A 26,369-nucleotide genomic window follows, 5' to 3' on the forward strand; every position below is an offset into this window, starting at 1 on the left:
TTCTGGTAAGGGAAACGACGGATCAGGCATGAGTGAAGCGCAGGATATGCCCAAGGACAGGCTCGTCGACGGTCGCTACCGCATCGTGCGCAAGATCGCGGACGGCGGCATGGCCACCGTCTACCAGGCGGTGGACGTCAGGCTCGGCCGCGACGTCGCGATCAAGATCATGCACCAGCAGCTCGCGCAGGGACCGTACCGCGAGCAGTTCATCGCGAGGTTCCACCGCGAGGCGAACGCGGCGGCCTCGATCGCGAGCCCCTACATCGTGCAGGTCTACGACTCCGGCGAGCACGACGGCCTCGACTACCTCGTCATGGAATACGTCAAGGGCGTCAACCTGCGCGCCGAGATGCAGCACAAGCGCACGTTCAGCGTGCGCGAGACGCTGCGCGTCGTCTCCGAGACGCTCAGCGGCCTCGCGGCGGCGCACGCGGCGCGCGTCGTGCACCGCGACATCAAGCCCGAGAACATCCTGATCAACAACCGCGGACGCGTCCAAATCACCGACTTCGGCCTCGCGAAGGCGATCTCGCAGGCCACGCTCTCGTCGACCGGCATGCTGCTGGGCACGGCCGCCTACCTCGCGCCGGAGATGATCAGCGACAACGAGGCGCTGCCGCAGGGCGACTGCTATTCGGTCGGCATCATGGCCTGGGAGATGCTCGCCGGACGAGTGCCGTTCCAGACCGACAACCCGGTGACGATGGTCTTCAAACACGTCAACGAGAACGTGCCGTCGATCGCGACCGTGTGCGCCGGCATCGACCCGCGCGTCGCACGCTTCATCTCGAGCCTGACGAACCGCGACGTGGCCGACCGTCCGGCCGACGCGTCGGTCGCGCTCGACCGGCTCCAGAAGCTCATGCGCACGCTGCCTCCAGAGGCGCTGCGCTACCGCTACGACCCGTCGGCGCAGCCGCAGCCGACGACGGCGATGTCGGCCGTCGCGGCGAACGCGGCGAATGCCGCGAACAGTACGGACATCGCGCACGATCCGAACGCCGCAGGACGGCCCGCGCCCGCACAGCCGATGGAGCGCATGCAGAGCGGCACGGCGCCGCGCGGCAACGACGACCCGACGAGCACGATTGCGCGACCTCCGCAGACGCCGTCGGACGGCCGTCCACCGATGTCCGGCTCCTCCGCCGCGCCGTTCGCCGGCGACGACAGTCCGACGGCGATGCAGCCGCAGCGCAAGAGCCATGTCGGGCTCATCGTCGGCATCGTCGCCGCGATCGTCGCCGTACTCGCCGCCGGCGGCACCTGGGCATGGTGGTACTACGCGGGCCCCGGCAGCTACAACACGATGCCGAAGCCGGAGGGGCTCGAATGCGAGCAGAACGCGCCGTGCAGGATCACCGGCGTCGACTGGAAGAGCTATGAAAGCGCACTCAATGTCTCGGACATCCACTACGAGGTGAGCCGCGCCCACAGCGACGACGTGCCGGAGGGCGACGTCATCTCCACCGACCCGGCCTACGTCGACGCGCATGTGAGCAAACGTCACGAGCAGACGGTCAAAGTCGTCGTCTCGCTCGGCATCCAGCAGGTGACGATCCCCAAGGACATCAAGTCGTCCGACGACCCGCTCGCCGCGCTCAAGCGCGCCGGCATCGAACACATCGAGCATTCGGACGACACCGACGAATGGTCGCTCGACGTGCCGCAGGGCATGGTCATCAGCATCACGCCGGAGCCGGACACGACGATCGCGCACAACGAGACCGTCGACGTCGTATTGTCGAGGGGTCCGATGCCGGTGCAGATGCCCGACCTGATCGGCCAGACGAAGGACTACGCGCAGAAGACGCTCGAGGAGGACAAGCTCGAGGTCACGTTCGAGGAGGAGTTCAGCGACAGCATCCCCGTCGGTCAGGTGCTCTACACCTCGCAGGACGCCGGTTCGACGCTGCACTGGGGCGATGCGGTCACGGTGACGGTCTCGAAGGGGCCGGAGACGGTGAAGATGCCGGACGTCGTCGGCAAGTCGCCGGAGGACGCGCGTAAGGAGCTCGAGGCGCTCGGCCTCAAGGTCAAGATCGACAAGCCGCTCGGCGTGGACGTGCTGCACCGCGTGCAGGGCCAGGATCCGAAGGCCGGCTCCGACGTGCCCAAGCGCACGAAGGACGGCGATCCGACGACGGTGACGATCCGCATCGTCTGAGTACCGTCAACTGAGTGCGCCGGCGAGCGCCATCAGCGCTCCGCCGGCGCATATGGAGGGAGCCGGGCGGCCATGATCGGCCGCCCGGCTCCCTCCATATGCGACCTCCAGTCGGAAGCCACAGAACGCTCTGCTTCTGCCCGCAGCTTCTACTTCTGGTCGGCTTTCTGCGCGGCGGCCTCGTCGATCGTCGTCTGCTCCTGCTGCATCTGCTTCTTGACGACCTGCGCGTATTCGGGCACGTACTCCTGACCGCTCATCGCCTCGATGCGACGCGTCACCTCGTCGGTCAGCTCGCGCAGCCGCTCGTGCGTGACCCGGTCAGCCGGCGTCTTCTCGACGGCGATCGGTTCGCCGTAGATGACCTTGCTGCTGCCCTTGCCGGGGATGACCTGACCGGGCTTCTGCAGGTCGCGTGAGCCGATGATCGCCGTCGGTACAATCGGGCAGCCGGTCTCGAGTGCGAGGCGCGCGGCGCCGGTGTGCCCCTTGTACAGGCGGCCGTCGGGGCTGCGCGTGCCTTCAATGTGGATGCCGAACAGCTCGCCATCCTCGATGATCTCGCGTGCATGCTCGAGCGCGCCGAGCGACTTGGATCCTCCGGAGCGGTCCACCGGGAAGACGCCGACCGACGTGAACCACCATTTCTTGAACCGTCCCTTGAGGCCCTTGCCCTCGAAGTACTCGGCCTTGCCCATAAAGTGGATCATGCGCGGGCAGGTCAGCGGCAGCAGCGCGTCGTCGATGACGGCCAGATGGTTCGCGGCGATGATCGCGCCCCCCTCATGCGGGATGTTCGCCAGCCCCTCGGCCGTCGGATTGAAGCGCCGCCGCGCGATCGGGCCGAGCGTCTTGACGAAAAACCAGTACAGCATCCGAAGTCTCCTTACGCGCTTCACATTCCGCTTGCTACAGTAGTGGTCATGACCGACCTCAACAATAGCAGCAACGGCGGCGACGCGCGCCGTCCAGACGATGCATCCGGCCATGACGACTGGGAGGCCTTCCTCAACGACCACGCCGGCGAACTCGAGGACGTCGAACGCTCGCGCACGGCGAAGCGCTTCGACCGCCATGCCAGGCGCGAGGAGAAGAAGACGATGCTCACCGCCGACGACCTGTCCGACGAGGCGTTCACCGGCGCGGGCCACGGTCCGCGCGACTACACGAGCAGCTGGCTCGACACCGACGACGTCCTCGACCACCATGGCATGGGCTTCTCGGCGCCGAACCCGTCGCTCAAGGGCATCCGCGTCTCGAAGCTCATCTGCGCGGCGATCCTCGCAATCGGCGTCGTCGGCATCATCGTCGCCGCCTGCCTGCCGCACATCGTCGGCATCGTCGGCCTCATCGCCGCGCTGTGCGTCCTCGTCGGCGCCGGTGGCCTCATCGCGCAGCACGAGGGCCGCGACGTCATCCACGACGACGATTCGGACAACGGTGCCCGCGTCTGACGTCGCAGTCGGCGCGGGCACCGTACAAACTCAGGCCTTGCTCTTCGCGACGGCGATCCACTCGTCGAGCAGCGCCTGCGCCTTGCCGTCGTCGACGGTGCGTTCGGCGATCGTGTAGGCTTGGCGGAAGCGTTCGGCGAGCGTCGCCTCGGCGTCGACGAGCGAACCGTCGGCGACGATCGCCGACGCGGCGTTGAGCAGCGCCGTCGTGCGGAACGGCACGTCCTCGCCCGCGAACAGGTCGCGCGCCGCCTGCGCGTTGTAGTCCGGCTCGCCGCCGCGCAGGTCGTCGATCGTGATCTTCGCAAGCCCCAGCTCCTCGACCGGGTCGAAGGTCGTCTCGCTCACCTCGCCGTCCTTGAACTCCCAGACCGAGATCGGGCCGGTCGGCGCCATCTCGTCGAGTCCCTCGTTCGACGTGTACACCATGCCGCTCTGGCCGTTCGCCGCGTAGACGGCGGCCATGATCGGGCTCATCGCCCGGTTCGCGCAGCCGATCGCCATATGCTTCGGATGCGCCGGGTTCGTCAGCGGGCCGAGCACGTTGAAGACGCAGGGCACGCCGAGCGCGGCGCGCACCGGTCCGACGAAGCGCATCGCCGGATGGAAGGTCTTCGCGAACGCGAAGGTGATGCCCACCTCATCGGCGATCTCGGCGACGGCCTGCGGGCTCAGGTCGAGCGGCAGCCCGAGCGCTTCGAGGCAGTCGGCGGCGCCGCACTTCGAGCTTGCCGCGCGGTTGCCGTGCTTGACGATCATGACGCCGGCGGCCGCCGCGATGACGGCGCCCATCGTCGACAGGTTGACGGTGTGCGCGCCGTCGCCGCCGGTGCCGACGATGTCGGTGCATTCGCGGTCCACGTCGAGAGGGACGGCGTGCGCCACCATCGCCTTCGCCGCGCCGGCGACCTCGTCGGCCGTCAGCCCCAGCTGCTGCTGCGTCGCGAGCACGGCGCCGACGGCCGCCGGCTGCGCGTTGCCCTGCATGAGGTCGTCGACGAACCATTCGGATTCCTCGGCGCTCAGATGCCCGCCGTTCACGAGCTTCGTCAGGATCGTTTTCCAGGTTATGTCGGCCATGACCTCTCCTCATCGATATCGTACAATGCACCGCCCAGTCTAGGAAGGCCGTGCAACGAACCTGTTTCGATTCCCGCATCATGGTCATCCGCGCGCCGGCGGCGGGGCGGTGCGAACGACGAAAGGGGCGCCGCGGCCATGATGGCCGGGGCGCCCCTTTCGTGTCATGAACCGGTCAGCGACCGGACATGTTCAGCTCACTGCTCCTTGCGCTCGTTCTGGCCGTGGCACAGCTTGTACTTGCGACCCGAACCGCACGGGCACTGCGCGTTCTTCGGCGTGCCCGGGAACGTGCGGCCGTCCGCCCACGGCGTCTTGAGCTCCTCGTTCTTCGGGCGCTTGTCCGCCGGGACCTTGCCTTCGGCATGCGAGATCGGGGCCGGGCCGACGATGCCGTGCGTCTCGTCGTAGACCTCGTCGACCTCCTTCTTGACGGCGTCGCCGAGCGCGACGGCGGTCTCGTCGGCCGTGTCGTCGTAGCGCGACGGCTCCTCCGGTTCGACGATGCGCACCTCGTCCGAGTCGCGTTCGTCGACGTCGGCGCCCTCGCCGAGCGCGACCTCGGCCTCGTCGACGACCTGGTCGTCGGTGACGTCCTGGGCCATGTCCTCATGGTCCTGCGTCTGCGCGACTGAGTCGATGTCCACATGGAACAGCAGCTGGATGCTCTCCTCCTTGATCGCCTCGATCATCGAGTTGTACATCTGGTAGCCTTCGCGCTGGTACTCGACGAGCGGATCGCGCTGGCCCATGCCGCGCAGGCCGATGCCGTCCTTGAGGTAGTCCATCTCGTAGAGGTGCTCGCGCCACTTGCGGTCGAGCACGGCGAGCACGACGCGGCGTTCGAGCGTGCGCAGGCCCTCGCTGCCGAGCCTGTCCTCGTACTTCGCGTACTGCTCCTGCGCGTCCTTGACGAAGAGGTCGACGACGGCGTCGACGGCCTTCGCGCCCTTGAGGCCCTCAGCGGCCTGCTTGGCCTCGTCCTCGGTCACGGTCGTCGGGAAGAGCCCGCGCACGGCCTTGAACATGCCGTCCCAGTCCCAGTCCTTCGGCTTGTCGGAGCCGCGCTTGGCGCCGGTCACGTAGCTGGCGACCGTGTCACGGATAAAGCGCTCGATGTCCTCGTGGATGTCCTCGCCCTTGAGCACCGCCTGACGCTCGGAGTAGATGACGGTGCGCTGCTTGTTCATCACGTCGTCGTACTTGAGGACGTTCTTGCGGATCTCGAAGTTGCGCGACTCGACGGCCTTCTGCGCGTTGCGCACGCCCTTGGAGACGGCCTTCGACTCGATCGGCTCGCCCTCCGGCATGCCCTTGGCCATGACGCGCGCGACGAGCTGCGTGTTGAACAGGCGCATCAGGTCGTCCTCGAGGCTCAGGTAGAAGCGGGACTCGCCCGGATCGCCCTGACGGCCGGAACGGCCGCGCAGCTGGTTGTCGATGCGGCGCGACTCGTGGCGCTCGGTGCCGAGCACGTACAGGCCGCCGAGCTCGACGACCTCCTCATGCTCGTCCTTGACCTGCTCCTTGATCTGCTTGAGGGTCTCGGGCCACAGCTTCTCGTACTCCTCCGGCGTGTCCTCCGGCGAGTAGCCCTCCTCCTTGAGCTTGGCGTCGGCGAGGAACTCGACGTTGCCGCCGAGCATGATGTCGGTGCCTCGGCCCGCCATGTTCGTCGCGACGGTCACGGCGCCCTTGCGGCCGGCGACGGCGACGACGGCCGCCTCCTTCTCGTGCTGCTTCGCGTTGAGGACCTTGTGCGGGATGCCGGCGACGTCGAGCAGCGAGGAGACGACCTCGGAGGCCTCGACGGACGCGGTGCCGAGCAGGACCGGCTGGCCCTTCTTGTAGCGGGCGGCGACGTCCTTGATGATCGCCTGGAGCTTCTCCTTCTTCGTGCGGAAGATCAGGTCGTCCTTGTCCTTGCGGATCATCGGGCGGTTCGTCGGGATCGGCAGCACGCCGAGCTTGTAGGTGCCCATGAACTCGGCGGCCTCGGTCTCGGCGGTGCCGGTCATGCCGGCGAGCTTGTCGTACATGCGGAAGTAGTTCTGCAGCGTGATCGTCGCGAAGGTCTGGTTCTCGGCCTTGACCTCGACGTTCTCCTTCGCCTCGATCGCCTGGTGCAGACCCTCGTTGTAGCGGCGCCCCGGCAGGATGCGGCCGGTGTGCTCGTCGACGATGAGCACCTCGCCGCCGGTGACGACGTAGTCGCGGTCGCGCAGGAACAGCTCCTTGGCCTTGATCGCGTTGTTGAGGTAACCGATGAGCGCCGTGTTGCTCGGCTCGTACAGATTGTCGATGCCGAGGTAGTCCTCGATCTTCGTGATGCCTGGGTCGAGGATGCCGACGGTCTTCTTCTTCTCGTCGACCTCGTAGTCCTCGTCGCGCACGAGCTTGAGCACGAGCTTGGCGAACTGGCGGTACCAGCGCGTCACGTCGCCCTCGGCCGGCCCGGAGATGATCAGCGGCGTACGGGCCTCGTCGATGAGGATCGAGTCGACCTCGTCGACGATCGCGTAGTGGTGGCCGCGCTGCACGAGCTCGTTCTTCTCCCACGCCATGTTGTCGCGCAGGTAGTCGAAGCCGAACTCGTTGTTCGTGCCGTAGGTGATGTCCGCGTTGTACTGCTTACGGCGCTCCGGCGGCTTCTGTCCGGTGACGATGCAGCCGACGCTCATGCCGAGGAAGCGGTAGATGCGGCCCATGAGCTCGCTCTGGTAGCTGGCGAGGTAGTCGTTGACGGTGATGACGTGCACGCCCTTGCCTTCGAGCGCGTTGAGGTAGCTCGGCAGCGTCGCAACGAGCGTCTTGCCTTCACCGGTCTTCATTTCGGCGATGTTGCCCCAGTGCAGCGCCGCACCGCCCATGAGCTGGACGTCGAAGTGGCGCTGGCCGAGCGTGCGCTTCGAGACCTCGCGCACGGTGGCGAAGGCCTCGGCCATGATGTCGTCGAGCGTCGCGCCGTTGTCGAGCTTCTGCTTGAACTTGGCGGTCTGGCCCTTGAGCTCCTCGTCGCTGAGCGCCGAGATCTGGTCCTCGAGCGCGTTGACCTCCTTGGCCACGTTCTCCAGGCGCTTGATCTGACGGCCTTCGCCCATGCGGAGGGCCTTGTCTACGATGTCTACCAATGTCACTCCCTTTGTGAGATGGTCGCTAACATCATCAACGATAGCGAGCGCACGGATTTTTCCGCACGTTTTCCGACCTGTTTACGTAAGTTTCTCATGTTCCGTCACAAGACGTCCACAACCGACCCGACCGTCCACCCCCTGCCTCGCGGATGCGGATCCGGAAAAAACGAATCGGAGCCAGCTCCCCTCCTCGGGAGTCGGCTCCGATCGTCCGTTTCGCGCCGCGACCCCTTCAGATCGGCGGCGCCGGCCTCGGTTCAGGCCTTCTTGGCCTCCTCGGCCTTCTTGATGTTCTCCGGGGTGTCGATCTCGAAGACGCCGTAGCTCCAGCCGTGGCGGTGGTAGACGACCGACGGACGCATCGTGTCCTTGTTGACGAACAGGAAGAAGTCGTGTCCGATGAGCTCCATCTCGTAGAGCGCCTCGTCGATGCTCATCGGCTCGGCGACGTGGAGCTTGCGGCGGATGACGATCGGCGTGTCGCCGACGTGCACCTCGATGGACTCGCCGGGGCCGAGGTCGGAGGCGACCGCGGCGGCCGGGCTGTTGGCGTCGGCGGCGGCGCCCATGATGTCCTCTTCCTCCTCGGACGGCGGGACGAACTCGCCCGCGTCGACCGGGACCGGCGTGTAGTTCTTGCGGTGATCCTTGCGGCGGTCACGCGCACGGCGCAGACGCAGCGTCAGCTTGTCGAGCGCCAGATCGAGCGCGCTGATCTCGTCGAGGCTCGACGCCTCGGCGCGGATGACAGTCGAGCCGGCGATGACGGTGAGCTCGACGCGCATCGCCGTGTCATGCAGGCGCGGATTGCCCTCATGCGACAGCACGACCTGGACGCGCTGCGCATCGGGGGCGATTGCGGTCACACGATTCATCTTGCTTTCGACGACGTCACGGAACTTCTGCTTGATCTGAATGTGACGGCCGGTAATCACGATATCCATGTGGACCTCCCTAGACTCAAGCGGCGCCATGCCGCTATATACGGACCGAGACGACGGTGCCGCCGTCCGGATACCACTCATTGTAACCGACGACATGCGGGAAAATGCGGTAAAGCCGATGGTTTAACTTTTTTCGATACGACGATGCCCACGGTTGGCGGCGATGTCGCGCATCGTGTTAGAATACTGCCTTTGAGACCTCTTGATGGCCGCGACCAGCAATGGTTGAGGAACTTCCGGGCTCCGCAGAGCACGATGGCGGATAACGTCCGCCCAGGGCGACCTGAGAGATAGCGCAGCAGAGAACAGACCGCCCGTCCCTCGGGACGGGTAAGGGTGAAACGGCGGTGTAAGAGACCACCGGGCCGCTGGCAACAGTCGGCCGCATGGCAAGCCTCATCGGGAGCAAGGCCAAGCAGAAGACGCTTGAGGGCTGCTCGCCCAATGTCTTCGGGTAGGCTGCTAGAGCCTGACGGCGACGTCAGGTCGAGATGGATGGCCATCCGTGGCGCGACGTCCCGGGACGCCGCGCCACGACAGAACCCGGGGTATAAGAGGTCTCACCCTTCGCCCCATCATTCACGTTCGTCGTCGGTCGACATATCGGATCCCCGCATGGCGAACAATGCCTCGCTGACCTCGCGCAGCGTCTGCGGGTCATGCCCCTTGCGCCCGCCCGCGCTCCAGAAGCGCCGGTGTGCGGTCTGCGGATCCTTACCGCGCGTGCGTGCGGCGACGGAGCGTCCGAGCGCCCACGCCGCGTCGACGAAGACGCCGTCGTCGGCCGCCTCTGCGGCGACGCGCGTCGCCAACGCACGGTCGACGCCCTTGCGCGTCATCTCCATTACGGCGCCGCGCATCCCCATCATCCGGTTCACGCAGGAGCGCGCGACCGAGCGCGCGTACTCCTCGTCGTCGAGCAGCCGCAGCTCGGTCAGACGCTCGACGACCCTGCCGATGACGTCGTCGGCGTAGCCGCGTTCGGCGAGCTTGGCGCGCAATGCGCCCGTCGAACGCGCGGCGGCGTCGAGCAGCCGCAGCGCCGCCTCCTTGCACCGTTCCTCGTCGTGCGGATCGTCCGTCGGCGTATAGGCGAAGCCGCCCGACGAGCGCCGCCGGCCGCCAAGGCCTGCGCCGGCGCCGTCCTTTCCATATCCTCCGCGTCGCTCCCCGCGGCCCCGTCGCCCATCGCGCGCACGCCGTCCGCCACGCGCGTAACGGACGACGTCGTCGTCCCGCGACGCGCCGAAGGTGCCGCCGAAACGCGATACGGGGCGCGGCGGATCCGCGGATGCCCCCATATCCGCGTCGACGTCGACGTCCATCGCAGTGCCGCCGTCGGCGATCGCCTGCGCGGCGGCGCGGTCGGCGTCGTCATCGGAGAATCCGGACTCATCGTCGCCGACGACGCCGTCGGCGACGTCCACGGACCGCCGATCGGCGCCGGAAGCAACCGGAGCGGACTCGTCCGCGGCCGACGCGGGACCGCCGGCGCCACAGCCGTTTCCCGCAGGCCTGCGCGCGGCGGCATCGTCCCGCGGCGCCGCCGGCACCGGATGCGCCGCGAGGAACTCCTCGACGGAGATCATCAGCCGTTCTTCTTCGCCGTCTCGCCGCCGGCCTCGGTCGCGGCGATGTCCTCGGACTCGATCGTCGACTCGACCTCCTCACCCTGCGCGAAGGTGTCCTCGGGCGCGTCGATGAGGCCGTAGGCGATTTTGACCTTGTTCTCGATCTCGTCGACGATCTGCGGATTGTCCTTGAGGAAGCGGCGCACGTTCTCGCGTCCCTGGCCGAGCTGTTCGCCCTCGTAGGTGAACCACGAGCCGGACTTCTTGACGATGTCGGTCTGCAGCGCCATGTCGAGCACCGAGCCCTCGCGCGAGATGCCCTCGCCGTAGAGCACGTCGAACTCGGCCGACTTGAAGGGCGGCGCCATCTTGTTCTTGACGACCTTGACCTTCGTGCGGTTGCCGACCGCCTCGTCGCCGTTCTTGAGCGTCTGGATGCGGCGGATGTCCATGCGCACCGACGCGTAGAACTTGAGCGCCTTGCCGCCGGTCGTCGTCTCCGGACTGCCGAAGAAGACGCCGATCTTCTCGCGCAGCTGGTTGATGAAGATCGCCGTCGTGTTCGCCTGCGCGAGCGCGCCGGTCATCTTGCGCAGCGCCTGGCTCATCAGGCGCGCCTGCAGGCCGACGTGGCTGTCGCCCATGTCGCCTTCGATCTCGGCCTTCGGCACGAGCGCCGCGACCGAGTCGATGACAATGACGTCGAGCGCACCGGAGCGGATGAGCATGTCCGCGATCTCCAGCGCCTGCTCGCCGTTGTCCGGCTGCGAGACGATGAGCGAATCGGTGTCGACGCCCAGATTGCGCGCGTAGACCGGGTCGAGCGCGTGCTCGGCGTCGATGAACGCCGCGACGCCGCCGTTCTTCTGCGCGTTCGCGACGACGTGGAGCGCGAGCGTCGTCTTGCCCGACGATTCGGGTCCGTAGATCTCGACGATGCGGCCACGCGGCAGACCGCCGATGCCGAGCGCCATGTCGAGCGCGAGCGAGCCGGTCGGGATGACCTCGACGTCCTGCACCGGCTTGTCGCCCAGACGCATCGCCGATCCCTTGCCGAAGCTCTTCTCCACCTGCTTGAGCGCGTTCCTGAGCGCCTCCTGACGCCGCGGGTCCACATTCGGCCCGAAGCTCATGTCCTTGTCGGACTCCTTGGCTTTCTCCGCCTTCGCTGCTGCCATTGCAGCCCTCCTTTGTCTTACGATGCCACGGGCCCCACGCGGCCGGGACCGCCCGGGCACCCTCCACGGTATGCGCGCCGCGCGGCGTCCGTCCAGCGTGACGGGGCATGTGTACGGACGATGCCGTCATCCACATTTCGCCGAGCGCCGCACAGCCGTGTCGGTTGTGCCGAGACACCATCATACCCGAAGATGCGAACATTTGTTCGAATGTCGTCGGCGTGTCGCCTCCGGCATCGCCGCGCCGGCGCCGTCAGCGGAAGTCGACCGGCAGCGGCGGTGCGACATGGTCCTTGCCCCAGCGCCGCGCATCGGGGACGTCCATCTGATCGCACAGCACGTTCCATACGACGCGCGGCTCCTCGCCGTCGTCGAGCGCCTCGACGACGGTCCTGCCGCCGAGTTTCGTCAGGCGCTGATCATGGGCGAGCGCACGCCCGTAGCTTCTGCCGAACACTTCCTCAAGCAGTTCCCAGAATTCTCGTTCACGCATACCGCGCCACTGTACACCGTCCGCGGCGCGTGCAAAAGACCCGGAACCGGACGGACTTGTGCAAACATGGATGGGGACACCCCTCACGGGGTGTCCCCATCCATGTTCAAATGCGGGCGGCGGTCAGGTGCGGCGCGGCACGCCGGCCCGCCGTTCAGGCGTCCACGGAGTCGAGGTAGTCGGCGACCATACGCAGCATCTGCGAAGTGCTCAGGCCGAGCGATTCGGAGATCGACGCAAGCAGTTCGGAGCTGGCCTCCTTCTGTCCGCGCTCGACTTCGGAGAGATAGCCGAGGGAGACGCCGGCCTTCTCGCTGACCTCGCGCAGCGTCTTATGGTCGTGCGTACGCAGGTCGCGCAGCACATGGCCGATGGCCTCGCGCAGCGAGACCTCCTTGACCTCACCCATCGTCTCGCGCTTGCGGATGACGGTGCGGGGCTTGGCGGTCTCGGCGTCCTCCTCCTGCCACATGCGCACGAGCGCCGCCTGACGCTCGTCCTTGGCCTTCTTGGCCGCGCGCGCACAAAGCACCTGCTGCTGCGCGAACATGACAGCGCGGCGCTGGGCCGGCGTCAGTTCGCGCATACGCGCCGTTCCGTTACGCGATGGAGTGGGGACCTCAACCTTCTTGACCTCGGTCTGTCCTTCGGTGAAAGTCATCATATCCATATTGTTCATGGCGATTACACTCCTTTCCTTATCGACAGTGTTCTTCTTCTCCAGTATCGGGAATCAATCCTGTGAAGAACCTGTGAATTGTCTCAGGTTTCCCAGAACACAACCCACGGTCCGCTGTCTAATAACGTCTCTGGAACCTTGCAAATTCAACGCCTTTGCATAACGTGAAGACCCTGTGTGGAAAAACTCGTTTTGCGGAAGCGACACGCCGAAGTACACTAGTCCGGCCGGTTTTCCGCCATCTGGACCGGGACCGGCGACGCCGGTCGTCGACAGTCCGATAATCCCGGAGCGATATTCCGGTTGGCTGAACAGTTGCGCCGTCCGCGCCGCCATCTGTCGGGCCACCTCGGGGTCGACGGCGCCGTGCGTGCGCAGCAGCTCGGCGTCGACGCCGAGCACCTTCGCCTTCGCATGGATGTCATAGGTCACGGCCGATCCGAGGAACACCCGGGAGGCTCCGGGGATCCGGACGAAGGCATCGGCGAGCAGGCCGCCGGTGAGCGATTCGGCGCATGCGATCCTCACGCCACGTTCGGCGCACCACTCCAGGATCGCCGCTGCCTGCACGTCGCAGTAGCGACGCAGCTGCCCCATGTCCTCGATCAGGCGCGGATCGGCGCCTTCGCCCGCGAACTGTGCCATGACCATCCACCTTCCGTTGTGCCTGCATATGCGTGTGCGCGCTCCATACTAGGAGCGCGCACCCATGAAGACCACCGGGCGGCATGTCGTCACCGGCGCCGCCCGCCCGCAGGCAGACGCCGCCGCGGAGCCCCGCTCAGCCCTTGGACGGCGCGGCGTCGTCGCCGGGACGGTCCTGCGTGGCCGCGGCATTGTCCGCATCGGGCTTGGCCGCGACCGCGTCGGCGCCGCCCTGTGCGTCCTTGACGTGCGCGCCGGAGTCCTTCGACGCCTTGAGCACGCCGTTGACGTACTGCCAGCCCGAATACAGGCACAGGATCAACGAGACGTAGATGAGCGTGTAGGCGATGACGAAGTAGACGGTCAGCCACGCCGGATGTGCGCCGGCAGGAGCGAAGGACCACACCGGGATGAGCAGCAGCCCCAGACCCAGGCACTGCGTGAAGGTCTTGTACTTGCCAAGCTGGGACGCGGCGATGACGGCGCCGCCGTGGTCGATGACGAGGAAGCGCATCACCGTGATGCCGACCTCGCGCACGACGAACAGCGCCGTGACGACCCAGCCGAGCCATGCGATGCCGAACTCGTTGAGGCTCGCGGCCACGATGAGCGTGCCGAGCGTGAGCAGCTTGTCCGCGATCGGATCGAGCAGCTTGCCCAGCTCGGTCACCTGATTGTACTTGCGCGCCATCCAGCCGTCGATCTTGTCGGTCGACGCCGCGACGGCGAAGATGATCGCCGCCGCCCAGCGCATGCCCATGCTGCGCGAGCCCCACTGCCCGGCGCCGATGTACAGGCCGAGGAAGACGACGACGAGGATGATGCGGGAGAAGGTGACGAGATTGGGCGGGGCGTTCCATCCGTCCCACCATGATGAACGTTTGCTTCGCTGTTCCATGCCGTTCAGACTACCCCACGCCGTATGACAGGGCGCCGCCGCTCAGGCCCCGGACGCGCCCGGCGTCTCCTGCGCCGGCTGCGCGCCGCCGGTCAGCGACGTCGTCTCGCCCTTGATGAACGCGAGCACCTGCGGCAGGTCGGTCGGCTGCACGAGCACCTCGCGCGCCTTCGAGCCCTCCGACGGGCCGACGACGCCGCGCGACTCGAGCAGGTCCATCAGTCGTCCCGCCTTCGCGAAGCCGACGCGCAGCTTGCGCTGCAGCATCGACGTCGAGCCGAACTGCGAGCTGACGACGAGCTCGGCTGCCTGCAGCAGCTCGTCCATGTCGCTGCCGATGTCCTCGGTCGGGTCGAGCTTCGACTTCTCCGCCTCGTTCGCCATCTGCTCGATGTCCGGACGGTAGTGCGGCTTGCGCTGCCGGCGCACGAAATCGACGGCCTTGCGGATCTCCGATTCGTTGACCCATGCGCCCTGTACGCGGATCGGCTTGGCCATGCCCATCGGCATGAACAGCGCATCGCCCTGGCCGATGAGCGTCTCGGCGCCGGTCGCGTCGAGGATGACGCGCGAATCGGTCGCCGACGACGTCGCGAAGGCGAGCCTCGACGGGATGTTCGCCTTGATCAGACCGGTGACGACGTCGACCGACGGGCGCTGCGTGGCGAGCACGAGATGGACGCCGGCGGCGCGCGCGAGCTGCGTGATGCGCTGGATCGAGCTTTCGACGTCGTTCTTCGCGACCATCATCAGGTCAGCCATCTCGTCGACGACGACGAGCAGGTACGGGTACGGCGCCACCTTGCGCTTCGAGCCGGCCGGCGCGTGCACCTTGCCTGCGCGCACCGCCTCGTTGAAGTCCTTGACGTGGCGGAAGCCGAAGAACTCGAGGTCGCTGTAGCGCGCGTCCATCTCCTTGACGACCCATTCGAGCGCCTGCGCGGCCTTCTTCGGATCGGTGATGATCGGCGTGAGCAGATGCGGGATGCCGGCGTACGCGGACAGTTCGACGCGCTTGGGGTCGACCATGATCATGCGCACCTGATCGGGCGTGGCGCGCATGATGATCGACGTGAGCATCGAGTTGATGAAGCTCGACTTGCCCGAGCCGGTGGCGCCGGCGACGAGCAGATGCGGCATCTTCGTCAGGTCGGCGGTCACGAAGTGGCCCTCGACGTCCTTGCCGACGCCGGCGAGCATCGGGTTGGGGTCGTTCATCGCCTTGTCCGAGCGCAGCACGTCGCCCAGATGGACAATCTCGCGGTCGGTGTTCGGGATCTCGATGCCGATCGCCGACTTGCCGGGGATCGGCGAGAGGATGCGCACGTCGGAGCTCGCGACGGCGTAGGCGATGTTCTTGTCGAGGTTCGTCACCTTCTCGACCTTGACGCCCGGGGCGACCTCGACCTCGTACTGCGTGACCGACGGGCCGCGCAGGAAGCCGACGACCTTCGCGTCGACCTTGAACTGCCGGAACGTGTTGTTGAGCGCGCGGATGACGTTGTCGTTCGCCTGCGTGTGCGCCGCGTGCGGCTTGCCCTTCATCAGCAGGTTCAGGTCGGGCAGCCGGTACGGCGCGAGTTCGGCGCCCGCGTCGAGCGCGGCCTGCGAGTCCTCCGCATCGCCGGAGACCGCGGCGCCGGCCTGGGCGGAGACCTGCGAGGCGGCGGATGGAACGGAGGTCTGCGCCGGTGCGGCCGCGGCGCAGTCGACGCGTGGCTGCCGCGCCGCGTGCATGTCGGCGACCTCGCCGGTGCGCAGCGAGACGAGCAGCGACGACGCGTCGTCGTCGAGCGCATCCCACGGGTCGTTCGCCGCCGATGCCGCCGGCATCGACCCCGACGGCATCGGCGTCGTATGGACGACCGGCTGCTGCGCCGACCAGGTGTTCGAGTCGATGCTGCGCGTCGCGTCGTCGTTGTAGGCGCCGCCGCTGCTCACCGTGCGCGGCGAGCCGGCGACGCGCGTCTCGGCGGCCTCGCCGTGCCGGCTCGCCGCGTTGACGAAGGCCTCGTCGCCGGCGTAGCTGTCGAGCCTGCCGTCGCCGTCGCGCCTGGAACGACGGCGGAACAGGCGGCTGAGGAACCCTTCGCGACGGGGCCGCGCGTCCTCCCCGTCGTCGTCGCCGTCATGCGTCGGCACGCCCTCGGCGAAGCGTAGCGTGTCGTCGTCGCCGACGCGCACCTCGTCCGGGAACCGGTCGTCGTCGCCGTCCTCGCGGCGCCCCTCGCGTGCGTCGCGACCGAACAGCGAGCGCAGCTTGCCGGGGACCTCGGTGACGTGGGTGCGTGTGATGAGCAGCAGCGAGAACAGCGCGGAGACGACGAACACGACGATCGCGAAGGTCTGCGAGAGCCCCCACGCGAGCGGCGAGCCGATCAGGAAGCCGAACAGGCCGCCGGCGTGCTGCAGGTTGGACCAGGAGAACTCCTTCGTGTCGGCCGCCATGACGACGTCGATGATCGAACACACCGACCACAGCAGCATCGTCCAGCCGACGAGCACGCTCGGATTGCCCGAGCCCTTGCCGGAGTTGCGGATCAGTCGGACCGAGACGAGCACGAGCAGCACCGGCACGACGACGCTCATGACGCCGAACAGGCCGGATGCGAAGGCGTGCAGGCCCTGACCGAGCGGCCCTTCGACGCGGAACCATTCGGAGCCGATGAAGAAGACGGCGAGCACGATGAGCACGAAGCACAGTCCGTCGCGCCGGTACGCCGGGTCGTAGTCGCCGACGCTCACCTTGCGCACGGCGGCGCCGAAGGCACGCGGCACCGCGAGCAGCGCCCGCTTCCATGAGGGTTCTTCGGCGGCCTGCGCCGTACTGCGCCCCTTCGCCGCCGGCGCCGACGAGCCGTTCGAGCTCGCCTTGCGCGGTCGTTTGCTTGCGTTCGAGGATGTGGATCGTGCCATAACAGTCCTTGATTCTACCGCGAGGCCGCGCCCGCCCCGGCGGCACGCGCAGCCGGGGCCGGACATGTCACGACAGGTCGCCGAGATGATGCTGGACGTATTCGTCCGCATGCATGTCGATGGCGTCGTAGCCGCCGCGGTCGGCCATGTCGACGATCTCCATCGCCAGGTCGACGAGCCGCGGGTTGAGCGCCTGCAGCCAGTGGATGCGCGGGTCGCGGCCGAACCAGCCCATCTGCTTGCGTGCGAGGCGCTTCGTGCGCTGCGCGACGAGGAAGCGCGTCTCGTCGAGGTCGGCCAGGCCGTCGAGGTAGTCGATGACCTGCTGGTAGCCGAGCGCGCGCGCCGCCGTCACGCCCAGATGCGGCCGCAGGGCGCGCACCTCGTCGACGAAGCCGTCGCCGAACATCGCCTGCGTGCGCAGGTCGATGCGCCGGTCGAGCTCGGCGCGCGGCAGGTCGAGGCCGAGCTGCACCGACGGGATGACGTAGCGGTAGCGCGGCAGCGACGCCGAATACGGCCTGCCGGTGACCTCAATCACCTCGAGCGCGCGCACCGTGCGCCGCGGGTTGTGCGGATCCATGCGCGCCGCGGCCTCGGGGTCGAGCCGCTCGAGCTCGGCGAACAGGACGCCCGGCCCCTCGCGTTCGGCGCGCTCCTCGAGCCGCGCGCGTACGGCCGGGTCGGTGCCCGGGAACGTGATGTCGTCGATCGCCGCGCGCGCATACAGCCCCGAGCCGCCGACGAGGATCGGGCGGATTCCGCGCGTCTGCAGGTCGGCGATGCACTCGCGCGCCATCCGCTGGAAGCGCGCGACCGACATCGTCTCGTCCGGTCCGATGACGTCGAGCAGATGGTGCGGCACGGCGGCGCGTTCGGCGGCGCTCGCCTTCGCGGTGCCGATGTCCATTCCCCTGTACATCTGGTAGGCGTCCGCGTTGACGATCTCGGCGCGTTCGCCGCGTTCGGCGAGCCGCTGCGCGATCGCGACGCCGAGGCCGGTCTTGCCCGAGGCCGTCGGCCCGACGATCGACACGAGCCGCGGCGTCGTCGTCCGCCGATCCGCGGCGTCCGGGTCCGCTCCGCGCATGCCCTTGCCGGCGCCGCCGGCGCCGTCCGCCGTCACATCGATGTCGCGCGTCCGTTCATCGTCCTTCGTCATATGCTTCGTCTCCTTCGCCTTTCCGATCGATCGCTCAGCGCCGCACCATGTAGGTCTGCCCGGCCGCGACGTCCGGGTCGGCGATGAGGTTGTGCACGCCGGCGTGCGTGACCGTCGCCGTCACGAAGTCGCCGACCTCGGGCATCGGTTCGCCCTGCGGCACGCCGACGTGCACGAGCACGCCGGTGCGCTCGCGGCCGGTGACGCGATGCGTCTCGCCGTCCTTCTTGCCGGCGCGGCCGGTCACCATGACCTCGACGTCGCGTCCCTCGAAGCCGCGCAGGTTCTCGGCGGTGATGCGCTCCTGCAGCGCGAGCAGCCGTTCGATGCGCTCGCGCGCCACGTCATGCGGCACCTGCTCCATCGCCGCCGCCGGCGTGCCCGGACGCGGCGAGTAGATGAACGTGAACGCCGACGAGAACCGCGCCCGCTCGACGACGCGCAGCGTGTCCTGGAAGTCCTCCTCGGTCTCGCCGGGGAAGCCAACGATGACATCGGTCGAGATCTGCGCGTCCGGCATCGCTTCGCGGATCTTGTCCAGGATCGCCAGGAACCTCCCCGAACGGTACGAGCGGCGCATCGCGCGCAGGATGCGGTCGGAGCCCGACTGCAGCGGGAAGTGCAGCTGGTGCATGACGTTCGGCGTCTCGGCCATCGCCGCGATGACGTCGTCGGTGAACGCGGCCGGATGCGGCGACGTGAAGCGCACACGTTCGAGGCCTTCGATGTCGCCGCACGCGCGCAGCAGCTTCGAGAACGCGTAGCGGTCGCCGATGCCGTAGCCGTAGGAGTTCACGTTCTGACCGAGCAACGTGACCTCCTTCGCGCCGCCGGCGACGACGGCGCGGATCTCGGCGAGCACGTCGCCGGGACGACGGTCGCGTTCGCGTCCACGCGTCGTCGGCACGATGCAGAACGTGCAGGTGTTGTTGCAGCCGACCGAGATCGCCACCCACGCCGACGTCTTCGACGCGCGGTGCGCCGGCAGGTCGCTCGGGAAGACCTCGAGGCGCTCGTTGACCTTTGTCTGTGGGCGTCCGGTGGCCTTCGTCCTTTCGAGCAGCGCCGGCAGGTCCTCGATGTTGCGCGTGCCGAAGACGGCGTCGACCCACGGCGTCCGCTTCGCGATGCGCTCGCGGTCGAGCTGCGCCATGCAGCCGCCGATCGCGATCTGCATGTGCGGGCGCTCACGCTTCATCTTCGCCCACAGGCCGATCGTCCCGTACATGCGTTCGGCGGCGTTCTCGCGCACCGCGCAGGTGTTCATGACGATGAGGTCGAGGTCGTGCGCCTCCTCCTGCTCCCGGCTCGCTCGCACGTAGCCGGCCGCCTCGAGGACGCCGGCGATGCGTTCGGAGTCGTGCACGTTCATCTGGCAGCCGAGCGTGTGCACGGCGAATACGCCCCTGCCCCGGTCCGCGGCCGCCGCGGGAGCGTCCGCGAACGCGCGCTCCTCTTCGGTCATCATCTCTTCGTTCATACCGCACATGCTAACCGACGGCGGGCACAGTGCGCGAGCCCGGCGGCGCATCGTCACGGCGGCCGCACAACCGCGCGGCCGCATGCGCCGGCGGCGTTCCCAGCATCCCGGCAGGTGACCTCGCTACAATGGTCGATCGTGATACTTGACCGTCAGAACCGTGTGAACACCAACGAACTGCGTGCGCGCCTGAGCGCGATCGCCGACGAGCTCGAGCAGCGCGACGGCACGTCGCCGATCGAGACCGCCGACGTGGACGCCGTGAGCGAGTTCATCGACCAGATGCAGGTGTACGAGGGCGCGATGTACGAGATCAGCACGAAGCTCGAGATCCTCGACTCCGAGTTCCAGGTGCATTTCTCGCACGACCCGATCCACCATATGGAGCGCCGCCTCAAGTCGATCGACTCGATCATCGACAAGATGCACCGCAAGCATCTGCCGATCACCGTCAGGTCGGTGCGCGACAACCTCTTCGACGTCGCCGGCATCCGCGTCATCTGCAACTACCGCGACGACGTGTACTCGGTCGCCAACTACCTGTCCGCGCAGTCGGACATCCAGGTGCTGCGCGTCAAGGACTACATCCTCAACCCCAAGCAGAACGGCTACCGTTCGCTGCACGTCATCTACGCGGTGCCGGTGTTCCTATCGTCGGGCGCACACTACACGCCGGTCGAGGTGCAGTTCCGCACGATCGCGATGGACTACTGGGCGAGCCTCGAGCACGCGCTGCGCTACAAGACCGACCTTCCCGACGCCAGGCTCAGCGAGCATTCGCAGACGCTGCTCGACTGCGCGCGCGCGCTGCAGAACGTCGAAACGCAGATGCAGTCGATCCACCGGGACATCAACGGCGCGCCGCAGGGCACGCAGGCGCCGTCGACGGACGACAGGACGCGGCCGCTCGGCTGAGCGCGGCGACGGCGCAGAGGCGAACGAAAAAGCGGAAGGCGGCCGGCGCATCGTGATGATGCGTCGGCCGCCTTCCGCATATAGCCGCCCATATCATCGGCGGCGTGCCGTCTACATCAGTCCCTGCTCAGCCCCAGCAGCTGCAGCACGTAAAGGAACATGTTGACGAAGTCGAGGTAGAGGTTGAGCGCGCACAGGATCGAGACTCGCTTGATCATCTCCGGGCCCTGCGACGCGTACTGCGCGAAGACGCGCTTCGTGAACTGCGCGTCGTAGATCGTCATCGCGGCGAACAGCACGATGCCGATCGCGGCGACGACCTTGAGCGTCGTGTTCGTCGGCGCGACGAACATCAGCACGACCTGCGTGACGATGAGCACGATGAGGCCGATGACGAGCACCGGCCCCGCCTTGAGCATGTTCGCCTTCGTCGTCAGGCCGAACATCGTCAGCGCGAAGTAGAAGACGGCGCTGATCAGAAACGCGTAGCCGATCGTCGCGATGCTGTAGGCGCTGAAGATGACGCTCAGCGAGAAGCCCATCAACGCCGCGTAGACGTAGAACCACACGCGTGCCGTCGATGCCTTCATGTTCATGACGCGCATGCCCAGGTAGATGGCGATGCCGACCTCGACGATCATCGGCAGCCACACGCCGATGACCCCAGCCGCTTTGAAGAAGCTCTCATACAGGCCCGTCATGTTCGTGACGATCGCGACGAGGCCCGTGAGCACGAGCGCGATCGTCATCTCGCCGTAGGCGCGCGTCATCGAGACATGTTCGGCGCGTTCGGTGACGGCCGTGGGCTGGATCGTGTAGATGCCGTCGACGCCCTGGCGCATCGTTCCGGCGCCCTGGTTCGGATTGCCATATATGCCGTACTGCGGCGCCGCGCCGTACGGCTGGCGGTCGTCGGGGCGCCGCGCGCCCGGCTGCTGACCGTAAGTCATTGTTGCTCCTTGGTTTGCTTGTTCGGCCCCATTCTACCGGCCGTCCGTGGCCGCCGGCTGAAAGGCGGCTGGGAAAACCATGCGAGCCCGCAAAAGTTCGCAGTATCTTCACAACAGCCGCCCAAGCGGCGGTATTCCCGGCTTCGACGGCCTTCGGACGGCGATTGCGGGTGCGTCGCAGCTTGCATGGCGGTCTATAGTGGAGGGCACGGCCCGGGACGCCGACGACGACGGCCCGGATCGACCGGCACCCATCCATTTGACCAAAGGAGCGACGATGGAACCAATACGAGCGATTCAGTACGGCTGCGGCAAGATGGCGAAGTATACGGTGCGCTACATGCACGAGAAGGGCATCCAGATCGTCGGCGCGATCGACGTCAACCCGGACGTCGTCGGCATGGACATCGGCGAGTTCGCCGGCATCGGCCCGCTCAACGTCAAGGTGAGCGACGACGCTGAGGCCGTGCTCGACTCGTGCGACGCCGACATCGCCGTCGTCACGCTGTTCAGCTTCATGGACGACATCGCGCCGATGTGCGAGCTGTGCCTCGAGCACGGCGTCAGCGTCGTCACGACCTGCGAGGAGGCGATCTACCCGTGGACGACGGACCCGGCCGTCACGAACCGCCTCGACCGCATCGCCAAGGAGCACGGCGCGACGATCGTCGGCACCGGCATGCAGGACATCTTCTGGATCAACATGGTCGCGCAGGTCGCAGGCGGATGCGACCGCGTCGACAAGATCACCGGCGCCGTCAGCTACAACGTCGAGGACTACGGCCTGGCGCTCGCGAAAGCGCACGGCGTGGGCCTGACAGCCGACGAGTTCAAGGCGCAGCTCGCGCACCCGCAGGAGATCGTGCCGTCGTACGTGTGGAACTCGAACGAGGCGCTCGCGCAGAAACTCGGCCTGACGATCAGGTCGCAGACGCAGAAGTCGGTGCCGTACTTCAACGACGTCGACGTGTACTCGCAGACGATGGGCGAGACGATCCCGGCCGGCAAGTGCGTCGGCATGTCGGCGGTCGTCACGACGGAGACGATGCAGGGACCGGTGCTCGAGACCGCCTGCATCGGCAAGGTCTACGGACCGGACGACGGCGACATGTGCGACTGGAGGATCGAGGGCGAGCCCGACACCGAGTTCCACGTCGTCAAGCCGGCCACCGTCGCGCACACCTGCGCGACGGTCGTCAACCGCATCCCCGACGTGCTCAACGCGCCGGCAGGCTACGTCACCGTCGACCAGCTCGACGAGATTCGCTACCTCGCCTACCCGGCCGCGCTGTACGTCGCGTGAGCCGCATGCCGCGGTGGGCGGCCGCCGCGGACCGATGAGGACGGAGGAATGACGGAGGGGCGCAGTTCGGTGCACATTGGACCCGGACTGCGCCCCTCCTTCGTAGTGCGCGTCGCATGACCGCGGAATCCGAATGGACGCGAGGGGCGTGCGGTCCCATCGTTGGGACCGCACGCCCCTCGCGTCCATTGCGTCTGTCGTCCGTCGCCGCTCATTCGGCGCGGGCGTCCGCGCCGACGAGGTCGCCCAGCTCGCCGGTCATCCGCGCGAGCGTGCGCGACGTCGCGGCGGCGTCGGTGAACATCGACGAGAACAGCGTATCGAGGTCCTCGTCGAAATGCGCGGGCAGCAGCCCCGCATGCTCGCGCGCGTAGCTCGCCATGCGCTTCTCGCCCGGATGCGTGAGCCGGTTGAGCGCGAACAGCACGTCGAAATACGATTCCAGATACGCGGCCGTGCGGTGGTTGACGCTGACGAGGTCGCCGCGCGCCTCGGCCTTCGCGATCTGATGGTCGTAGGACGGCAGGTTCGCGGCGAGCAGACGCATGTTCTTGCCGATGATGTTCGCGCGCAGCTCGTCCGGATAGTCGACCGTATAGTGCCGGCGCAGCGCCTCGAGGCGTCCGTCGCGGTCGAACAGGATGCGGCTGCGCAACAGGTTGTGCCACATGCACGTCGTGTATCCGGTGGAGGCCCGACCCTCGTCGACGACCGCCGAGATCGAGCGCGCGAAGTCGTTGAGGCTGCGGTAGAGGATGTCGATGTCGACGCCGTCGTTGAGCGTGCAGTCGTCCTCGAGCTCCCAGAACGTGTTGCCGATCTCGGCGTAGCCGCAATGTTCGGCGATGATCGCGCGGCGCTCGTCCTCGCCGGGCAGCGCGTCGCAGTAGATGTACAGGTCGTAGTCGCTCGTCGCGTCGGCCGCGCCGCCGGCTCGCGATCCGCCCAATGCGATCGCCGTCACCTCGGGCAGCTGCGCGAAGGCGCGCCACAGTGATTCGAACGGTGTCATCATTCCTCCTTGTCCGCGGCCGGCCCGTCGCCGTCGCTCCCGGTGTCCTCCCCATGCACCTCGTCGCCGTGCTCGGCGGCGTAGGCGAGCAGCTCCGGCGTGCGGCTCCAGTAGCGGATCCCCCAGTGCTCGAAGTCCCACTCCTCCATGTAGGCGTTGCATTCGTAGTCGACGTAGACCAGCCCGTCGCCCTGCACGACGAAGTTCGTCGGGAAGTAGTCGATGTTCGTGTTCGCCGCGTACAGCCTGCGGCATATCGCGCGCATCCGCTCGATGTGGGCGGGACGCACGTCGCCCGCGAGGACGAGCTCATAGACGGTGGGTCCGTCGACGTATTCCTTGAGGATGCGTTCGGCGGCCTCGTCCACGTCGATCATCCTCGGCATGGCGACGCTGATCGACGTGAGCGTGCGGTAGTCGCTGAGCTCCGAGGCGAGCTTGTCCCCGAACTGGTAGTAGGCGCAGGGTTCGTGGTGGATCTGCTTGAGCACGCGCAGCACGCCGTCCACGTCCCGCACGAGATACGAGTAGCCGCCCTTGCCCTTGCCGAGCAGCCGCACGACCTCATAGGGCCTGCCGTTGACGTCCATCGTCGTTCCGGCGTCCGCCGCCGTCTTCATCTCCGTCGTCTCCATAGCACGATGATAACCTATGCAGATTTGAAAACAAAATCCGTCTACTCATATTGCGTAGCAGCATGACAACATTTGCAACAACGACGGCGGACAACGATGACGGACGACGGCGGACGCCGCCGCTCAGTGGCAGCTGAGCCATTCGACGGCGAGCTTCGTGCGGTTCGCGATGTTCGTCTTCGCGAGGATGTCGCTGATGCGGTTGCGCACCGTGCCCTCGCTCAGATGGAGCTCGGCGGCGATCTGACGGTTGTCGCAGCCTTCGGCGACGAGCGCGACGACGTCGCGCTCGCGCTCGGTCAGCCGCGAGAAGCGTTCGTCCTCGACGACCTGCATGTCCCGCCCCCCGTCGTGTCCGCCGTCGGCCGCGATCTGCCCGAGCACCTCGGCGCCGAGCACGACCTGCCCGGCCATGACGGCCTGCACGGCCGGGATGACCGACGCGACGTCCTGCTTGATCAGATAGCCCTTCGTGTGCAGCTGCACGGCGCGTCGGATGTAGTCGGGGTCGGCGAAGGTCGTCAGTATCAGGATCCGCGCGTCCGGATGCCCGTCCAGGATCCGTTCGGCTGCGTCGAGGCCGTCCATGCCCGGCATCTGCACGTCGATGAGCAGCACGTCCGGCGTATGCGCCGCGTATTCGCGCACCGCAGCGGCGCCGTCGTGCGCCGTCCACAGCACCGTCGTGGTGCCGGTCGCCGTCAGAATCGTGCCGATCGACGAGCATACGATCGGGTCGTCGTCCACAATGGCCACCGAGATCGTCGTCATTCCTCCGTCCTTTCCGTCGCGTACGCCGGCGCGGACGCCGCCGTCTCCCGCGCGTCGCCGGCCGTCGTCTTCGGCACCGAGACGAAGACGCGCCAGCCCTGCGCGTACGGCCCGCATGTGGCGGTGCCGCCGAGCGCGCGTGCACGCTCCTCGATGTCGGCGAGCCCGATGCCGCCCCGCGGCGCCGTGCGCTCCGGCTTGCCGCCGTCGTCCTGCACGACGAGCTGCCACAGTCCCGGCAGGTCGATGAGCCGCACCGTCGCCTCGAGCGCCGTGCCGTGGCGCACCGTGTTCGTCAGCGCCTCGCGGATGACGGCGGCGAAGCAGTGAGCGAGCGCCGACGGCGCCTGCCGGATGCCGTCGTCGAGCCGCACCTGCAGCGCCGCGCCTTCGGGCACGGCGGCCGCGTCCTCCATCATCCCCTGGAAGTCGGTGCCTTCGTCCTTGAGGTCGTGCACCGAACGGCGGATCATCGTCATCGCCTCGTCGAGCGTCGCGCCGATCTGCGCGAACTGCGCGGCGTGCATGTCGTCGCCGAGCGTCGTCGCGACGACCTGGTCGGCCTGCGTCATCATGATCGCGCGCGTGAGCGTATGGCCGACGTTGTCGTGGATCTCGCGCGCGATCCTTATGCGTTCGCTGAGCCGTGCGCGGCGCAGGTCGGAGGCGCGCGACGCCTCGACGTCGTTGATGCGCGCGTGCGTCAGCCGCAGCCGTTCACGCCTGAGATCGGCGAGCGCGCGGTAGCGCCGCTGCGCGTCGCGTCCTGCGGCGCGCATCCATCCGGCGATGCTCGTCGCCGCCGTCAATGGCACGAGCAGCAGCGCGACGAGCGTCGCCGTCGTCGGCGGCCATACGGCCGTGGCGTGCGCGAGCGCGGACATGGCGGCCACGGCCGACGCGGCGCACGGCACGGCCGCGAGCGCGATGCGCGCGCGGCGCGTGCGCGGCCATCGTCCCTGCACGATCCGTTGGGCGACGT

The 26,369-nt window shown here is 67.5% G+C and carries 21 protein-coding genes, 1 other RNA gene and 1 pseudogene; 5 read left to right on the forward strand and 18 right to left on the reverse strand.

Going from position 1 to position 26,369, the window contains the following annotated elements; genetic code table 11:
* Window positions 1–28 precede the first annotated feature (28 nt).
* Window positions 29–2,167: a Stk1 family PASTA domain-containing Ser/Thr kinase gene (locus tag BCHO_RS06545; RefSeq protein ID WP_024540528.1), complete on the forward strand. Its 2,139-nt coding sequence runs from the start codon at window positions 29–31 to the stop codon at window positions 2,165–2,167.
* A 149-nt stretch (window positions 2,168–2,316) separates the two neighbouring features.
* Here the strand turns inward: BCHO_RS06545 and BCHO_RS06550 are convergent, their stop codons facing one another.
* Window positions 2,317–3,042 (reverse strand): lysophospholipid acyltransferase family protein, encoded by a 726-nt coding sequence (locus tag BCHO_RS06550; protein WP_024540529.1) that lies wholly within the window; start codon window positions 3,040–3,042, stop codon window positions 2,317–2,319.
* A 48-nt stretch (window positions 3,043–3,090) separates the two neighbouring features.
* On the opposite strand from BCHO_RS06550, the gene BCHO_RS06555 reads away from it, so the two are divergent.
* Window positions 3,091–3,621: a hypothetical protein gene (locus BCHO_RS06555; RefSeq protein ID WP_024540530.1), complete on the forward strand. Its 531-nt coding sequence runs from the start codon at window positions 3,091–3,093 to the stop codon at window positions 3,619–3,621.
* A gap of 30 nt (window positions 3,622–3,651) precedes the next feature.
* Here the strand turns inward: BCHO_RS06555 and trpD are convergent, their stop codons facing one another.
* From trpD to hpf, 3 genes are all read right to left on the reverse strand, one after another.
* Window positions 3,652–4,701 carry an anthranilate phosphoribosyltransferase gene (trpD, locus tag BCHO_RS06560; protein ID WP_024540531.1) on the reverse strand — a complete coding sequence of 350 codons (1,050 nt, stop codon included), beginning with the start codon at window positions 4,699–4,701 and terminating at the stop codon, window positions 3,652–3,654.
* Window positions 4,702–4,898: 197 nt separating this feature from the next.
* Complete coding sequence (gene secA / locus BCHO_RS06565) at window positions 4,899–7,832, reverse strand: preprotein translocase subunit SecA (RefSeq protein ID WP_024540532.1); 2,934 nt, start codon at window positions 7,830–7,832, stop codon at window positions 4,899–4,901.
* Window positions 7,833–8,092: 260 nt separating this feature from the next.
* Window positions 8,093–8,779, reverse strand: a complete 687-nt coding sequence (gene hpf, locus BCHO_RS06570) for a ribosome hibernation-promoting factor, HPF/YfiA family (protein WP_024540533.1) — start codon at window positions 8,777–8,779, stop codon at window positions 8,093–8,095.
* Window positions 8,780–8,972: 193 nt separating this feature from the next.
* Here hpf and rnpB point away from each other — a divergent pair.
* Window positions 8,973–9,346, forward strand: an RNA gene (gene rnpB, locus BCHO_RS08855) — RNase P RNA component class A.
* 8 nt (window positions 9,347–9,354) lie between these two features.
* Here the strand turns inward: rnpB and BCHO_RS09285 are convergent.
* The 9 genes and pseudogenes from BCHO_RS09285 to miaB all read right to left on the reverse strand — a co-directional run bounded on the left by BCHO_RS09285 (window position 9,355) and on the right by miaB (window position 19,801).
* The gene (locus BCHO_RS09285; RefSeq protein WP_024540534.1) at window positions 9,355–10,368 is read right to left on the reverse strand and encodes a regulatory protein RecX; all 1,014 of its coding nucleotides are present in this window, start codon (window positions 10,366–10,368) and stop codon (window positions 9,355–9,357) included.
* Entirely contained in the window at window positions 10,368–11,483 is a 1,116-nt protein-coding gene (recA, locus tag BCHO_RS06580; protein ID WP_162146633.1) for a recombinase RecA, read from the reverse strand. Before recA ends, BCHO_RS09285 begins: the two co-directional genes overlap by 1 nt.
* Window positions 11,484–11,781: 298 nt before the next feature.
* Window positions 11,782–12,021, reverse strand: coding sequence for a DUF3046 domain-containing protein (locus BCHO_RS06585; protein ID WP_024540536.1), 240 nt, complete (start codon window positions 12,019–12,021; stop codon window positions 11,782–11,784).
* Window positions 12,022–12,175: 154 nt separating this feature from the next.
* Window positions 12,176–12,691, reverse strand: coding sequence for a helix-turn-helix domain-containing protein (locus BCHO_RS06590; protein WP_024540537.1), 516 nt, complete (start codon window positions 12,689–12,691; stop codon window positions 12,176–12,178).
* Window positions 12,692–12,754: 63 nt separating this feature from the next.
* The gene (locus BCHO_RS06595; protein ID WP_033491534.1) at window positions 12,755–13,345 is read right to left on the reverse strand and encodes a CinA family protein; all 591 of its coding nucleotides are present in this window, start codon (window positions 13,343–13,345) and stop codon (window positions 12,755–12,757) included.
* A gap of 259 nt (window positions 13,346–13,604) precedes the next feature.
* Window positions 13,605–14,243 (reverse strand): annotated as a pseudogene (pgsA, locus tag BCHO_RS06600) (CDP-diacylglycerol--glycerol-3-phosphate 3-phosphatidyltransferase); the annotation flags it as partial.
* A 42-nt stretch (window positions 14,244–14,285) separates the two neighbouring features.
* Window positions 14,286–17,030, reverse strand: a complete 2,745-nt coding sequence (locus tag BCHO_RS06605; protein WP_420306670.1) for a DNA translocase FtsK — start codon at window positions 17,028–17,030, stop codon at window positions 14,286–14,288.
* Between the two features lie 196 nt (window positions 17,031–17,226).
* Window positions 17,227–18,249, reverse strand: a complete 1,023-nt coding sequence (gene miaA, locus BCHO_RS06610; protein WP_051354855.1) for a tRNA (adenosine(37)-N6)-dimethylallyltransferase MiaA — start codon at window positions 18,247–18,249, stop codon at window positions 17,227–17,229.
* Between the two features lie 106 nt (window positions 18,250–18,355).
* Window positions 18,356–19,801, reverse strand: coding sequence for a tRNA (N6-isopentenyl adenosine(37)-C2)-methylthiotransferase MiaB (miaB, locus tag BCHO_RS06615; protein ID WP_024540542.1), 1,446 nt, complete (start codon window positions 19,799–19,801; stop codon window positions 18,356–18,358).
* Between the two features lie 138 nt (window positions 19,802–19,939).
* On the opposite strand from miaB, the gene BCHO_RS06620 reads away from it, so the two are divergent.
* Entirely contained in the window at window positions 19,940–20,716 is a 777-nt protein-coding gene (locus BCHO_RS06620; protein WP_029675344.1) for a GTP pyrophosphokinase, read from the forward strand.
* Window positions 20,717–20,832: 116 nt separating this feature from the next.
* Here BCHO_RS06620 and BCHO_RS06625 read toward each other — a convergent pair whose 3' ends face one another.
* On the reverse strand, window positions 20,833–21,666 hold the full coding sequence (locus tag BCHO_RS06625) for a Bax inhibitor-1/YccA family protein (protein ID WP_024540544.1): 834 nt from the start codon (window positions 21,664–21,666) through the stop codon (window positions 20,833–20,835).
* Window positions 21,667–21,943: 277 nt separating this feature from the next.
* Between BCHO_RS06625 and BCHO_RS06630 the strand changes: the two genes are divergently transcribed.
* Window positions 21,944–22,969, forward strand: a complete 1,026-nt coding sequence (locus tag BCHO_RS06630; protein WP_024540545.1) for an NAD(P)H-dependent amine dehydrogenase family protein — start codon at window positions 21,944–21,946, stop codon at window positions 22,967–22,969.
* A 211-nt stretch (window positions 22,970–23,180) separates the two neighbouring features.
* Here BCHO_RS06630 and BCHO_RS06635 read toward each other — a convergent pair whose 3' ends face one another.
* From BCHO_RS06635 to BCHO_RS06650, 4 genes are all read right to left on the reverse strand, one after another.
* Entirely contained in the window at window positions 23,181–23,981 is an 801-nt protein-coding gene (locus BCHO_RS06635) for a DUF4037 domain-containing protein (protein ID WP_024540546.1), read from the reverse strand.
* Complete coding sequence (locus BCHO_RS06640; RefSeq protein ID WP_202805365.1) at window positions 23,981–24,616, reverse strand: serine/threonine protein kinase; 636 nt, start codon at window positions 24,614–24,616, stop codon at window positions 23,981–23,983. The genes BCHO_RS06635 and BCHO_RS06640 overlap by 1 nt, the downstream gene beginning before the upstream one ends.
* Window positions 24,617–24,739: 123 nt before the next feature.
* A complete protein-coding gene (locus BCHO_RS06645; RefSeq protein ID WP_024540548.1) occupies window positions 24,740–25,378 on the reverse strand; it encodes a response regulator transcription factor in 639 nt (212 codons plus the stop codon).
* Between the two features lie 5 nt (window positions 25,379–25,383).
* The coding region (locus BCHO_RS06650) for a sensor histidine kinase (RefSeq protein ID WP_202805366.1) at window positions 25,384–26,369 on the reverse strand (986 nt) is incomplete at its 5' end.

Source organism: Bifidobacterium choerinum, from assembly GCF_000741135.1.
Taxonomy (GTDB): Bacteria; Actinomycetota; Actinomycetes; order Actinomycetales; family Bifidobacteriaceae; genus Bifidobacterium; species Bifidobacterium choerinum.